The organism is Streptomyces sp. NPDC107454, from assembly GCF_055582885.1.
Genome location: NZ_JBVJPA010000009.1, coordinates 334,954 through 349,000, shown reverse-complemented (window position 1 = coordinate 349,000; position 14,047 = coordinate 334,954). Strand labels below are relative to the sequence as shown.

The 14,047-nt window shown below is 69.9% G+C and carries 10 protein-coding genes; 5 read left to right on the top strand and 5 right to left on the bottom strand.

The window, feature by feature from the left end; all coding sequences use genetic code 11:
• Positions 1-86: 86 nt before the first annotated feature.
• From ACZ69M_RS24915 to ACZ69M_RS24905, 3 genes are all read right to left on the bottom strand, one after another.
• Complete coding sequence (locus ACZ69M_RS24915; protein WP_470053199.1) at positions 87-1,190, bottom strand: PP2C family protein-serine/threonine phosphatase; 1,104 nt, start codon at positions 1,188-1,190, stop codon at positions 87-89.
• 364 nt (positions 1,191-1,554) lie between these two features.
• Positions 1,555-4,413 (bottom strand): type 2 lanthipeptide synthetase LanM family protein, encoded by a 2,859-nt coding sequence (locus ACZ69M_RS24910; RefSeq protein WP_470052981.1) that lies wholly within the window; start codon positions 4,411-4,413, stop codon positions 1,555-1,557.
• 393 nt (positions 4,414-4,806) lie between these two features.
• On the bottom strand, positions 4,807-5,007 hold the full coding sequence (locus ACZ69M_RS24905; protein WP_352047503.1) for a DUF6229 family protein: 201 nt from the start codon (positions 5,005-5,007) through the stop codon (positions 4,807-4,809).
• Positions 5,008-5,754: 747 nt separating this feature from the next.
• Between ACZ69M_RS24905 and ACZ69M_RS24900 the strand changes: the two genes are divergently transcribed.
• Positions 5,755-6,759: a substrate-binding domain-containing protein gene (locus ACZ69M_RS24900; RefSeq protein WP_470052978.1), complete on the top strand. Its 1,005-nt coding sequence runs from the start codon at positions 5,755-5,757 to the stop codon at positions 6,757-6,759.
• Between the two features lie 157 nt (positions 6,760-6,916).
• On the opposite strand, the gene ACZ69M_RS24895 is transcribed toward ACZ69M_RS24900, so the two are convergent.
• Complete coding sequence (locus ACZ69M_RS24895; protein ID WP_470052976.1) at positions 6,917-7,924, bottom strand: LacI family DNA-binding transcriptional regulator; 1,008 nt, start codon at positions 7,922-7,924, stop codon at positions 6,917-6,919.
• A gap of 215 nt (positions 7,925-8,139) precedes the next feature.
• On the opposite strand from ACZ69M_RS24895, the gene ACZ69M_RS24890 reads away from it, so the two are divergent.
• Genes ACZ69M_RS24890 through ACZ69M_RS24875 form a run of 4 tightly spaced genes read left to right on the top strand, consistent with a single transcriptional unit; the run spans position 8,140 to position 12,478 of the window.
• Positions 8,140-9,090, top strand: coding sequence for a TIM barrel protein (locus ACZ69M_RS24890; RefSeq protein WP_470052973.1), 951 nt, complete (start codon positions 8,140-8,142; stop codon positions 9,088-9,090).
• Between the two features lie 9 nt (positions 9,091-9,099).
• Entirely contained in the window at positions 9,100-10,533 is a 1,434-nt protein-coding gene (locus ACZ69M_RS24885; RefSeq protein WP_470052971.1) for a sugar porter family MFS transporter, read from the top strand.
• 59 nt (positions 10,534-10,592) lie between these two features.
• Positions 10,593-11,612 (top strand): Gfo/Idh/MocA family oxidoreductase, encoded by a 1,020-nt coding sequence (locus ACZ69M_RS24880; protein WP_470052969.1) that lies wholly within the window; start codon positions 10,593-10,595, stop codon positions 11,610-11,612.
• Entirely contained in the window at positions 11,609-12,478 is an 870-nt protein-coding gene (locus ACZ69M_RS24875; protein ID WP_470052967.1) for a sugar phosphate isomerase/epimerase family protein, read from the top strand. Before ACZ69M_RS24880 ends, ACZ69M_RS24875 begins: the two co-directional genes overlap by 4 nt.
• A 95-nt stretch (positions 12,479-12,573) precedes the next feature.
• Here ACZ69M_RS24875 and ACZ69M_RS24870 read toward each other — a convergent pair whose 3' ends face one another.
• Positions 12,574-14,019 carry a glyceraldehyde-3-phosphate dehydrogenase gene (locus ACZ69M_RS24870; protein WP_470052966.1) on the bottom strand — a complete coding sequence of 482 codons (1,446 nt, stop codon included), beginning with the start codon at positions 14,017-14,019 and terminating at the stop codon, positions 12,574-12,576.
• Positions 14,020-14,047 lie beyond the last annotated feature (28 nt).

Sequence of the window (14,047 nt, the reverse complement as noted above, 5' to 3'; positions counted from 1 at the left end):
GTGCCTCCCAGTCCTACGAGGCAGCCCGCGCGTTCGTGTTCATCACGGTCGCGCCCTGAATCACGGGTAACCAGGCCAGGACTTTCTCAGGAGCTGCGTTCCTGGGAGTTCCGCACCCGCCCGCTGGAGGGTTCGGCGTGGATGAGCCGTGCGAGGTGGTGGCCGGAGTGGGTGGGCGCCCGGCGCAGGGCGATGAGCGCGGCGTCGTCGCCGAGGCGTCCACCGACGTGGGCGAGGAGGTCACGCCGGATGTGACGCAGGAGCGGTTCGGGGCCGCACTCGGTCCACTGGGCGGCTCGTGCGGCGAACGGATAGAAGTCACCGCGCTGATTGCGCGCCTCGATGACACCGTCGGTGTAGAGCAGGAGCGTTTCCCCGGCTTCGAAGGTGAACACGTCCAGCGGGCGCGGCGATGAACCCAGTACACCCACTCCCAATGGGGGCGCGGGGTGCAGCCTCAGTGCGGCGACGGAGTGTTCCGGGCTGAGCAGCAGGGGCGCGGGGTGCCCGCAGCTGGTCATCCTGACGATGGCGACATCATCGGGGATCTCCAGCAACAGGGCGGTGACGAAGCGCTCCTCGGCCTCGTCCTCCGGCGGGGTGAATTCGCGGTGGTAGCGGGAGATGCTCTGTTCCAGCGCGTCCGTCAGCGCGGTGAGGTCACCGTGTTGATGGGAGGCTTCACGGAACGCGCCGAGCAGCAGGGCGGCCTCTCCGATGGCCGCCAAGCCCTTGCCTCGGACATCTCCGATGAGCACGCGCGTGGTGTCGTCGGTACGCGTGATGGCATACAGGTCTCCACCGATCTCGGCCTCGTCCTCTGCGGCCAGATACACCGACGCCGTACGCAGGGGGCCGATCCCGCTGGGCAGCGGCCACAGCAGTACGTGCTGTGCGGCCTCGGCGACCGATCTCACCTGGGCCAGTTGCCTTCCGTGTCGTTCGTGTACCACGGAGTAGCCCACGATCAGAAGGCTCAGCAGGGCGAGGGCGGCCATCTGCACGATGATGTTGCGCGAGAAGAGGATGCCGTCGTGCAGGGCGATGCCCGCCTCGGCCGCGAGCGCCAGGACACCGATCGCCCCGGTCAGCCGGGGACCGGCGAAGGATGCGGTGATCGCCGGCGCGATCACCAGCAGCGGACCCAGGTGGATGTCGGCCGGGGCAACGATGTCGACGACCGTGATCATCACGATCAGCAGGACGGGGAGCGCCAGCAGCACATGCTTCGACAGCCCCGGGCCGAAGCCGGCAAACCGATTCCAGGTCCCCACATGTTCCACAGTGCACCGCCCCAGGACAGCTTGCGAGCGCAGCCAGGAACTGTCGGCAAAGCGCCGGGAAGACTGCCGCGCGCGTCCCGCACGCGCCGGCCGCGCGTCGACGGAACCGGCCCCGCACCGGCGCCCGGCGCGGGGTCGGCAGGGCTGCCGCCCGGCCGCCGATCTCAGGCGACCAGGGGTTCACGCTGCCCGTCCGGCGCCGCGTTCACCACGGTGGCCGCCCGGTCGGTCGCGGAGCGCGACCACCTCCGCGACGACGGCCGAGGGTGGGTCAGTCGAGGAGGAGGGGATTCGGCAGGGTCGCCAAGGGGTGCATGCGCAGGAGGGTGTGAAGTACTCCTGAGAGGCCGGACATGAGGCTGGGCGAGAACGCCTCGCGGGCCAGGCCGCCGACCGGGCCGCGTTGCTCGAGGCCGGTGAGGATTTCGGCGTCGAGGTCGGAGGGGTCGCCGAAGTCCATGGACGTGAGGAACTCCCAGAGGCCGAGGTCGCCGTGGCACAGGGTGTGGCTCCAGCCGAAGCCCTCGGCGGCGCAGGCATGTGCGGCCCGACGGGCCATGTCGAGGTGGGCGGGATCGCCCGTGCGCCGGTGGAGGTCGAGCATGCCGATGCCCACTCCCGCGCTGCCGTGGCACCAGCTGGTGAAGAAGTCCTCCTCGGCGCCGATGCGGACGTCGAGCCAGTTGCCGTGTTCGGGTTGGTAGAGGGACTCCTGATAGGCGAAGGCCCGCTCGGCGAGGTGGTTCCAGTCGCGCCGTTCGGCCGCGGAGCCCGCGTCGCTGAGTGCGAGCCGGGTCAGCGCCCAGCCGATGCCGGTGGCGCCGTGGGCGAAGCCGCCGATGCCCTCGGGGTTGAGCCGGGTCGTCCAGCGGGCGCCGCTCGCGTCGAGGGCGGCCAGCCCGGCCAGTCGGCGGCCGATGTGCGCGGCGGCGCCGAGCCAGCGGTCCTGCCCGGTCGCCGCGGCCAGGTTGAGCAGGGGGACGACGGCGCCTGCCGCCCCGTTGAGGAGGTCCACCTCGACGTCGTCCTCGACCAGTCGGCCCTCCGCGAGCAGCAGGCCCCTCGCGGCGGCCCGCTCCAGCAGCCAGTCCTCACCGAGCACCCGGTGCAGCGCCAGCCACGTCCACACCTGCGACGCGGCACCGCTGAACGCCCCGGGTGACGGCGTAGGTGTCCGGTCCTCGGTACCGACCAGGACCCGCAGCGCCCCCTCGAACGTCTCGGCGACGCCCGGCACCTCCTCCGCCCGCCCGGCCCGCGCCTCATTCACGTACTCCGCGAGCGTCAGCGCCACCCCGCCCTGCCCGGTGTAGAGGTCGGCGGGCAGCACCCTGATCGACCACCCCGCCGGGGTGAAGACGGGGCTGATCCAGGTGACCGTACCGTCCTCACCGCGCACCGCCCCGTCGCACAGCCGCCGTACCATCTGCGCGGCCAGGTCGCGGCGGCGGCGCTCCCTGTCCCGGGCGTGCGGGTCGTGGGCGGCGGCCTGCGTCCGCGTGGGCAGCGAACGCTCGTTGAGGTACGCGCCGACCAGCGCGTCCTGGATCACAGCCTCCTCCAGCGCCAGGTCGGCGGTACGCCAGTCCTCCACGGTGGTCCGTACGGCGGCCGAGTCGACGGTGAAGGTGAACATCGGGACGTCACCGGCCAACAGGTCCGCGATCTCGCCGTCGATGGCCGCACGCTCGGTCGGCGCGCCGGGCAGCACCTCGGCGTTGCGGCGCAGGATGTCCCGGGCCCGTTCGACCGCCGCCCCCTCGTCGTGCAACGACGCCGGGTGCCAGAGCATCCGGCCGATGTCGACGTACGCCTGCGTCGGCCGCAGGATCCGCCGAGCCTGGGCGCCTTCGAAGCGGCGCAGCAGCCGGTGGGGATCCGTCCCGGGCCGGTGCAGGTGCGCGGTCATCTCGCGGAAGCCTCCCAGAATCCGGTCCCAGTACGCGCTCAGCACGGGAGTGGGGCTGGGGTGGTTGCCCGCGGTGGGCATCGCCACCAGGTCCACCTGGAAACGGGCCGCCGCGGTGCCGGCGTCCGCGATCACCGGGTTCGGGATGAGCGGCTGTTGGCCGGGCAGCGACCCGACTCCGGAGATGTCGACCCCGCCGAGCGCGAAGCCGGTGCCGCGTACGGGCAGCAGTCCGGTGCGCAGCACCGTACGGCGGATGGCCGCCGCTGCCACGTCCACCGCGTCGCCCCGGCCGCTGGGCGGGAAGGGCGCGGGGGCGTCGAAGAGCGTCTCGGCGTCCACGATCACCGGCACCGGGCCCGCGGCGATCATGTTCTCCGCGTGCATGTCGGTGCCGCCGGTGAAGCGGAGGACGGCCAGCCAGTGCCCTACGTTCCGGTAGAACGCGGCGAGTTCGGCCTCGCCGGCGCAGTAGCGGTGGCGGACGAACTCGGCCCAGCCGTAGCCCTCGCGTGCTTGTGTCCGCGGCACCCGGATGCGCTCGTCGGGCGACGGTGCGCCGGGGAAGTCCGCGTAGAGGTCGTCCAGCAACGCGCCCAGCGCCACGTCGGATTCGGACGGCCGGGGCTTGTACATGACGCTCCCGCCGGCGAAGTCGACCCGACTGACCGTCAGGCCGCCCCGATGGGTGTCGCCCGCCCCGAACGCGACGGCTCGCATCTCCCCCGCGGATCCCCCCAGCAGCGGCCACAGCGCTTCGCGGTCCGCGGCGAGCCGTCCCGCGAATCCGGCGGTCGCCGCCACCGACAGCCGCGCCACCGAGGCGATCCGCGGGCCGACGTTCGGGTATCGGCCGGCCAGCCGGTCCAGATAGCCCTCCTCCCCGGCCTTCTCCAGGAACGCGGTCCACGTCCGCGTGTCGGATCCCGCCCCCGCGTCCTCGGCGTGGCGTCCGCCGCCCGCTGTCATGCGCAGCGCGTGCAGTTCGATCAGGAAAAGGCGGGACAGCTTCGCGTGCAGGGACTTGAGCAGGGCGGTGTGGCCGGCTTCCAGTACCGCTTCCTGTTCTGCCCGGCTCAGGGCGTCGATGGAGGCCAGCCGCCGGGCCAGCTCTTCCCGCCAAGGGCGGGCGATGGTCCGTACGGGTCGGGCGAACCATTCCGCCTCGTCCCGCCTCCCCGGCTTCCCCGGCTCTCCCGGCTCCCCCGGCTTCCCTGGCAATTCCGATCCTTCCGGCGTCGATCCGCTCACCGTCCGCCCTCCCCATTCCGCCGTGAACTCACTTCTTGCGGTCGTTCCGAGGGAGCGCGGGCAACTTCGCGACCAGCCCGGACCCATCCGCACCCGGCAGCAACCGACCGAGCCGAAAACCCCCGCATCCCCGACGCGCGCGGGGCGGGCGGCAACCGACTCGGCAGGCTGCGGCGCGTTCCCGGGTGCGGACGCGTCGTGGCTTGGTGCGCGGTTTCCCACGCTCCGGCTTTATGAACCGCACTCCGCAGGGGCGCCCCCGAAGAGGCGTACTCCGCAGGCGATACGGTCAATAAGCGCGCCCTGGAGAGGGCATTCAGCGGGCAGGCCCTTCGCAAAGGGCCCTGGAGTCATCGCAGGCGATCAGCAACACCAGCTGCCGTGCGACCCACTCGGGCTGGAACAGAAGCCGTAGAGGGAGTCGCTCGGGTCGGTGAGCGCGGCCTCGGCGGCGGCGCCGCCGACGTAGAGGGGCCCGGCGGGGTTGGACTGGCCGTACGCGCTCTCGGCGCCCGCCAGCCAGGCATCGAGCACGGCTGTGGTGGCAACGCTGGTCTGGGGCATGAGAGACCTCCGGTGGATGTGGGGATTGGGGCGGATTGCCCAGCCCTGAGTATCGCCGGGTTCGAACACCCGACAGACGTCCAATCTGGCCAAAGCCATGTGGTGTTCTTGCGGTCTGCCGCCTTCTACGGGACGGGTGGGACGGCCGCACGGCCGAGCGCCGACCGGGCGGGCGCGGCGGACGCCGAGCCTCCGACTCCAAGCTCCGGCCTGGGCCACGCACCGACGAGGAGCCCCTGAAGAGCGAAGTAGGGGCGCGTCGGCGCTCGTCCGGTCACCACGGACCGGTCGGCAATCGCACGACCTCGAGCTCGCGCCCTCTCATGTCCCGGTCCAGACCGGCCACTTGGCCAACAAGCGCACCGGCTGTCTCCGATGCCGGCTCCCATGAAGTCGACGGCCGCCGAGGGCCGCCCACCGCCCCGCCCTGTCCGGGCACCGGCACATGTCGGAACGTCCTGACAAACCTGTTGACATCACTTGGAGAGCGCTCCATAGTACGTGCCACTAGAGCGCGCTAATAAAGCGCTCTAGTCTCCGGTCGCGAAGGGCCGGCGGTCCGCACCCCTGACCTCCGCCACCCCACCGCTCCACGTTCCGCCGTCACACACCCACCGCGGCCGCCGAGCAGGGCCGAGCGTGTCCCACCCCTTCATCGCAAGCCCTCAAGCCCGCCCGCCGGGCGTCGACGCCCTCCCCCCGCCCCGCCAAAACCCACCCTGACCAGCCCAGAGAGGCGCAACGGACATGCGCAGAAACCACCGAGCGGCCGGCTTGGCCGGTGTCGTTCTCACCTGCACACTCATCGCGGCCGGCTGCTCCAGCAGCGCGGGCGGCAAGAAGTCCGAGGAACGCGGCGCGGCCGCTTCCGCGGGCAAGGCCGACACCCCACGCATGACCGTGGCCCTGATCACCCACGCTGCCCCGGGCGACACCTTCTGGGACCTGATCCGCAAGGGCGCCCAAGCTGCCGCCGCCAAGGACAACGTCAAGCTCGTCTACTCCAGCGACCCCAACGCGGGCAACCAGGCCAACCTCGTGCAGAACGCCCTGGACCAGAAGGTCGACGGCATCGCGCTCACCGCCGCCAAGCCCGACGCGCTGAAGGCGGTGGCGGCCAGGGCCGCGTCAGCCGGCGTACCGGTCGTGGGCTTCAACTCCGGCTTGGACGACTGGAAGCGACTCCGCATGCTCGAGTACTTCGGCCAGGACGAGAACATCGCCGGCCAGGCCTTCGGCGCGCGCCTGAGCCGGCTCGGCGCCAAGCACGCCCTCTGCGTCATCCAGGAGCAGGGGCAGGTCGCGCTGGAGGCCCGCTGCGCCGGGCTGAAGAAGGGATTCACCGGCAAGACGGACACCCTGTACGTCAATGGCACCGACATGCCGTCGGTGAAGGCGACGATCACCGCCAAGCTCCGGCAGGACTCCTCCATCGACCAAGTGGTCACCCTCGGCGCCCCGTTCGCACTCACGGCCGTGCAGTCGGCGCAGGACGCCGGCGGCAAGGCCAAGATCGCCACCTTCGACCTCAACAAGGACCTGGTGAAGGCCGTCCAGAGCGGATCGGTCGAGTTCGCTGTCGACCAGCAGCCCTACCTCCAGGGTTACCTGGCCGTCGACGCCCTGTGGCTGTACAAGACCAACGGGAACGTCAGCGGAGGCGGCACCGCGCCGGTCCTCACCGGACCTGCCTTCGTCACCAAGGAGAACGCAGACACCGTCGCCGAGTTCGCGCAGAACGGCATGCGATAGCGGCATCCGACCGGCGCTGTGGGCACAGCGGCCGAGCCTCCCTTCGCCGCGCCGGGCAGTCCTCGGCGGCGAGGGAGGCACCGTCGCGTACGCCAAAGTCCCTGCCATGCGCCGGGTCACCGCGCGCGGCGGACGCCGCCCCGTGCCCCGACCTCGCCTACCCTTCAGGGCCGTCCGACGGAACCGGCCCGCTCGTACCACGCACCACGAGCTTGGGGTCCAGCACCGCCTCTCGCGGCTCCAGGCCATCGTCCTCCAGCCGCTGCACGGCGAACCGCACCGCGTGCTCGGCCATCAGGACCGCGTCCTGACGAACGGTCGTCAGGCCGATCGGCATCAGGTGGGAGAGATGGCTGTCGTCGTAGCCGATGACGGACATGTCGTGTGGAACGTCGACGCCTGCCCGCGCCAGTGCCATCAACAGGCCCATCGCACAACGGTCGTTGCCGGCGAGGACCGCCGTCGGCAGCGGTTGTCCGCTGTCGCGCTCCGCCAGGAGCACGCGGCCGGTCTCGATGCCCGACCGCTCGGTGTGGTCGCCGGGGATCACCCGGATCTCCGGCTCCAAGCCGTAGTGGCGCATCGCGGCCCGGTAGGCGCGACGGCGTTCGGCCGAACCGGGGCCCCGGCCGCCGTCGATGTGCACGATGCGCCGGTGGCCCTGTTCGACCAGATGGTCCATGGCCTGCCGGATGCCCTTCGCCTCGGCACTGTGCACGAAGTCGACGCGGGCGCGGGGGACCCGGCGGCTGACCGAGACGGTCGCCGTACGGTGACCGAGTTCCTCCAGGTACGCGGGCTCCGCCTCGGGACCCAGCAGGATCAGCGCCTCGCAACGGTGACTGAGCAGAGCCTCCACCGCCTTGGCCTCACTGCGGCCCTGGGAGCTCGCGGAGAGGACGACGTCGTAGCCGAGCCGTTCGGCCTCGGGGTAGATGCCCTCGATCAGGTCCGAGTGGAAGGTCTGGTGGACGGTGAACATCACGCCGAGCGTGCGACTGCGGCCGCGGGCCAGGAGCCTGGCCGCGCTGTCCAAGCGGTAGCCGATCTCGTCGGCGACACGCAGCACCCGCTCGCGGGTCTCCTGACTCGCGCCGGGCTGATTCCGGAAGATGATCGAGACCAGCGCACGGGACACACCAGCCTTCTCAGCGACATCCGCCATCGTGGGCCGCTGCTTGCCCGATGCGTCCACCTGCGTACCCACCCTTCGACGGCGCCCACCCTACGGGCAGTCGCGAAATCTCCCAGCAACAAGCTATTGACATGACATTTGGACAGGGGCCATCGTACTCGCACTAGAGCGCGCTAGTAGAGCGCGCGAGAGAACCCACCGGAAGACCGCCGCCAAACCCCCGCCCCCTCCCCCAAGGACACGCCATGGCACCGGCGCCATCCCCGCTCCGCACCACCGCGGGCAACCTCTGCCTGGGCTCCGCCCCCGACTCCTGGGGCGTCTGGTTCCCCGAGGACAAGCATCAGGTCCCGTACACCCGCTTCCTCGACGAACTCGCGCAGGCCGGCTACGAGTGGCTGGAGCTCGGACCGTACGGCTATCTCCCCACCGACCCGCAGCGGTTGAAGTCCGAACTCGACGCCCATGGGCTCCAGGTCTCCGGCGGCACCGCCTTCGGCGCGCTGCACCGACCGGAAGCCTGGGACGAGATGCTCGCGCACGTACGGCAGGTGGCCGCACTGACCGCCGCCGCGGGCGCCCACCATCTGGTCCTGATCCCGCCCATGTACCGGGACGAGAAGACCGGCGCGTTCACCGAGTCGCCCGAGCTGACCGCCGTGCAGTGGGCGGGCTTCGGCCGCGCCGCCGACCGGCTCGGCCGACTCCTGCTCGACGAGTACGACATACGGCTCGTGATCCACCCGCACGCCGACAGTCACCTCCAGACACAGCCCGAGATCGAGCGGCTGCTGGGCGAGTCCGACAGCCGGTACACCAACCTCTGCCTGGACACCGGCCATGTGGCATACGGGGGTGGTGACAACCTGGACCTGATCCGCCGCTTCGGCGAGCGCGTCGGCTATGTGCACATCAAGCAGATGGACCCGGCAGTCCTCGCCCAGGTCGCCGCGGAGAAACTCTCGTTCGGCGAGGCCGTACGGCGCGGGGTGTGCGTGTCCCCGCCGGAGGGCGTGCCGAGCCCGGCCGATGTGGTGGCCGAACTCGCGGGACTTGACGCCGAGTTGTTCGTGATCGTCGAGCAGGACCTGTATCCGTGCGCTCCCGGTGTGCCGCTGCCCATCGCCGTACGCACACGTGAACACCTGGACGGCTGCGGCCTCTCCGGAACCCGGCGCCCGAAGACCACCCGGTAGGCGGCGGCCATGGACGTCAGGGACGGCACGGCAACGGCATCCATCACTCCGCCCCGGATCATCGACGACGCACCGGTCGCGGTACGACGACGGCTCCGGGTCATCAGCCTCATCGCGACCTTCGGCGGGCTCCTCTTCGGCTACGACACCGGTGTCATCAACGGCGCCCTGCCCTACATGACCGACGACCTGGGACTGACCCCGGTCACCGAGGGCATGGTCACCAGCTCGCTGCTGCTGGGCGCCGCACTCGGGGCCGTGGCCGGCGGCAGGCTCTCGGACGCGCGCGGCAGGCGGCGCGGCATCCTGACACTGGCGGTGCTGTTCTTCGTCGGCGCGCTCGGCTGCACGCTGGCCCCGACCACCGCGGTCATGGTGGTCGCCCGGTTCGTACTCGGCCTCGCGGTCGGCGGCGCGTCGGTGACCGTGCCCGTCTACCTCGCGGAGATCTCGCCGGCGGAGCGACGCGGCGCACTGGTCACCCGCAACGAACTCATGGTCGTCAGCGGCCAGTTGCTCGCCTTCACCTCCAACGCCGTCATCGCCGACGTGGGCGGTGGGTCCGGCGGTGTCTGGCGCTGGATGCTCGTGATCGCCACAGTCCCGGCCGTCGTGCTCTGGTTCGGCATGCTGGTCATGCCGGACAGCCCCCGCTGGCTGGCTTCCCAGAGCCGCTTCAACGAGGCCTTCGAGGTGCTCAAGCAGGTCAGGTCCGAGGCCCGGGCCCGGGCCGAACTGAGCGAGGTGTCCGCACTCGCCGTCAAGGACGAGCAGGAGAAGCTCGGCGGCTGGCGCGACATGAAGGCCACCCCTTGGGTGCGCAGGCTGATGTTCATCGGCTTCGGCGTCGCGATCGTGCAGCAGATCACCGGCGTCAACACGATCATGTACTACGGCACTCAGATCCTCACCGGCGCCGGCTTCACCGCGGACAGCGCCCTGACGGCGAACATCGCCAACGGCGTGATCTCGGTGCTGGCCACCTTCGTCGGCATCTGGCTCCTGGGCCGCGTCAACCGTCGGCCCATGCTGATGTGCGGTCAGATCGGAACAACCACCGCCCTGCTGCTGATCGGCGTGTTCTCCCTGGCGTTGCCGGAAGGCACGGGCCGGGCGTTCGCCGTGCTGGCGATGACCGTCACCTTCCTCGCCTTCCAGCAGGGCGCGATCTCGCCGGTGACCTGGCTGATGCTGTCGGAGATCTTCCCGATGCGGATGCGCGGCTTCGGGATGGGCGTCGCGGCCGTGGTGCTGTGGCTGACCAACTTCGCGATCGGCCTGGTCTTCCCGTCCCTGGTCGACGGGATCGGGATCTCCAACACCTTCTTCCTCTTCGTGGCGGCGGGCGTCCTCTCGCTCATCTTCGTCAAGCGCTACGTCCCCGAGACCAGGGGCCGCACCCTCGAAACCCTCGAAGCCGAACTCCGGACGCGTTTGTCCTGACCCCTCCTCCGACTCTTCACCTGACCCCTCTCCTGACTCCTCTCCTCAAGGAAACAACCATGACCGTACGTGTAGGTGTCATCGGTGCCGGAATGATCGGCCAGGACCACATACGACGACTCACCGAGGCCGTCACCGGCGCACGTGTGAGCGCGGTGACCGACATAGACCAGGCCCGCGCCACCGAGGTGGCCGCCCGCGTCGGCGCAGACGCACTGCCGACCGGTGCCGATCTGATCGCCTCTCCGGAGGTGGACGCCGTTCTCGTCACGTCCTGGGGCCCCACCCATGCCGAGCACGTCCTGAACGCCGTCACGGCCGGCAAGCCGGTGTTCTGCGAGAAGCCCCTCGCCACGACCGCCGAGGACTGTCTGCGTATCGTCGAGGCCGAGCGCGCCCACGGCCGCCGGCTCGTCCAGGTCGGTTTCATGCGCCGCTTCGACATCGGCTACCGCCGGATGAAGGAGGTTCTCGCCTCCGGATCGATCGGCGCCCCGCTGATCGTCCACTGTGCCCACCGCAACCCGACCGTGCCGGAGTCGTACACCTCCGTGATGGCCGCGCAGGACACGGCCGTGCACGAGATCGACGTCCTGCGCTGGCTGCTCGACGACGAGATCGTCTCCGCCCAGGTGATCACCCCACGCGCCACCGGCAAGCGGTCCGCGCACCTCAAGGACCCGCAGATCATGCTCTTCGAGACCGCCCACGGGGTCCGCATCGACCTGGAGGTCTTCGTCAACTGCCAGTACGGCTACGACATCCAGTGCGAGACCGTCGGTGAGGAGGGCCTGGTCCGGCTGCCCGACCCGGCCGCCGTCGGGGTCCGTACCGCAGGACACCACGCGACCGCCGTACCGCAGGACTGGAGGGGGCGTTTTGCCGACGCCTTCGACACCGAGTTCCGCGAATGGGTCGCGGCCGTCGGCACCGGCAGCGAGCCCACCGGCCCCTCCGCCTGGGACGGCTACGCCGCCACCGTCATCACCGACGCCGCCGTGCGCTCCCTGGAGTCCGACGGCACCGTCGTCACCGTGGACATGAAGCCCCGCCCCGCCCTTTACGGAGGCGCCGCATGAAGATCGCCCTCGACCCCTACATGTTCCGCGCCCTGCCGCTCGACGAGATGGTCCGCACGGTCGCCGAACTCGGCTACCAATACATCGAGTTGTCCCCGCGTGACGACTTCATGCCGTTCATCCTGCACCCACGGGCGGACGACGAGCGTGTGGCCGACTTGAAGAACTCACTGCGCAGGCACGGCGTCCAGCTCTCCTCCGTACTCCCGCTCTACAAGTGGTCCTCGCCCGACGAGACCGAACGGCAGGCCGCCGTCCGCTACTGGAAGCGGATGATCGAGATCACCGCAGAGCTCGAATGCCCTTTGATGAACTCGGAGTTCAACGGACGCCCCGACCGAGCCGCCGAGAGCGAGTCCGCCTTCTGGCGTTCCATGGAGGAACTGCTCCCCGTCTTCGAACGCGAGGGCATCGCCCTCAACCTGGAGGCGCACCCAGACGACTTCTGTGAGGAGAACACGCCGGCGGTCGACCTCGTTCGCGCCGTCAACAAGCCCTGGGTGAACTACCTCTACTGCGCCCCGCACTCCTTCCACCTCTCCGGAGCCTCGGACGTCGGCGCGGACATCGCGGCGATGATGCGCTACGCCGGCGACAAGCTCCACCATGTGCACATCGCCGACTCCTTCAACCACAAGGGCTCCTCCGGCCTGCGCTACATCCTCAACCCGCCCGGCACCACGGCCCGCATCCACCAACACCTCGACATCGGCCAGGGCGAGGTGGACTGGGACGCCTTCTTCGGCACACTCCGGGAACTGGACTTCGACGGCGTCGCCACCGCGTGCGTCTTCGGCTGGGAGGAACGCGCCGAGGAATCCTCCGCGTTCATGCTGGACCGCATCAGCAAGGAACTCTCCGCGTAACGCGAGCGACGCACCGTGCCCCGACGGTCGAAGGACCGCCGGGGCACGGTGGGAGCGGAGGGCAACCGAATGCCGACCGGGAGAGGCTGCCGCGATCAGACCGCCGGGGCCGGGTACGTCGGGTACTCCACGCCGGAGACGTGCTGGACGACGCGGACGACCTGGCAGGAGTAGCCGAACTCGTTGTCGTACCAGAGGTAGAGGATCGCGTTGTCGCCTTCGACCTTGGTCGCGCCGGCGTCGACGATCGAGGCGTGACGCGAGCCGATGAAGTCGCTCGAGACCGCGTCGGGGGCGCTGATGAAGTCGATCTGGCGCTTGAGCGGCGAGGTCAGCGAGACATCACGGAGGTGGTCGAGGACTTCCTCGCGCGTGGCCTCGCGGGCGAGTTGCAGATTGAGGATGGCGATCGACACGTCCGGTACCGGGACGCGGATGGAGCTGCCGGTGATCTTCGCCTTGAGGTCGGGCAACGCCTTGGCGACGGCAGAGGCGGCACCGGTCTCGGTGATGACCATGTTGAGTGGCGCCGAACGACCGCGGCGGTCGGAGTTGTGGTAGTTGTCCAGCAGGTTCTGGTCGTTGGTGAACGAGTGGACGGTCTCCACATGGCCGCGCAGAACGCCGTACTCGTCCGCCATCGCCTTCAACGGCGGGACGATCGCGTTGGTGGTGCAGGAGGCGCAGGACATGATCTGCTCGTCCGGCTTGATCGTGTCGTGGTTGACGCCGTGGACGATGTTGGGAACGTCGCCCTTGCCCGGTGCGGTCAGGACGACCTTGGCGATGCCGGGGCGAAGGTGCTGGGACAGGCCCTCGCGGTCACGCCACCTGCCGGTGTTGTCGATGAGGATGGCGTCCTTGATGCCGTACTCCGTGTAGTCCACCGACAGCGGGTCGTCGGAGTAGATCACCTTGATCTCGTTGCCGTTGGCGACGATCTTGCTGTTCGCCTCGTCGACGGTGATCGTGCCCCGGAACTGGCCGTGAATGGAGTCACGCCGCAGCAGCGAGGCGCGCTTGACGATGTCCTGGCCGGCGCCCTTGCGGACGACGACGGCGCGCAGCCGCAGCCCGTTGCCGGAGCCGGCCTTCTCGATGAGCAGGCGGGCGACAAGGCGGCCGATGCGGCCGAACCCGTAGAGGACGACGTCGCGCGGCTCCTGGCGCTCGATCTTGTTCACACCCGTGGCGCCGGCCACGGCCTCGGCGGTGAACTCCGCCACCGACAGACCACGGTCGTCGGACTTGTAGGTCGCGGCGAGCATGCCGATGTCGATCTGCGACGGGCCGAGATCGAGCGTGGTGAGGGCCTGCAGGAACGGCAGCGTCTGGATGACCGAGAGTTCCTCACCGGCGATCTGCCGGGCGAACCGGTGGGTCTTGAGGATGCTCACCACTGACTTGTTCACCAGGGAACGGCTGTGCAGCAGGACCGTGACGTCCCGCTCCCGGTGCAGCTTCCCGATGATCGGGATCATCGACTCCGCGATCTCCTCGCGGTGGTTCCAGTTGGTGAACGAGTCGTCATTGACAGTCACAGATTCATCTTTCGAGCTAGGTGGCGCT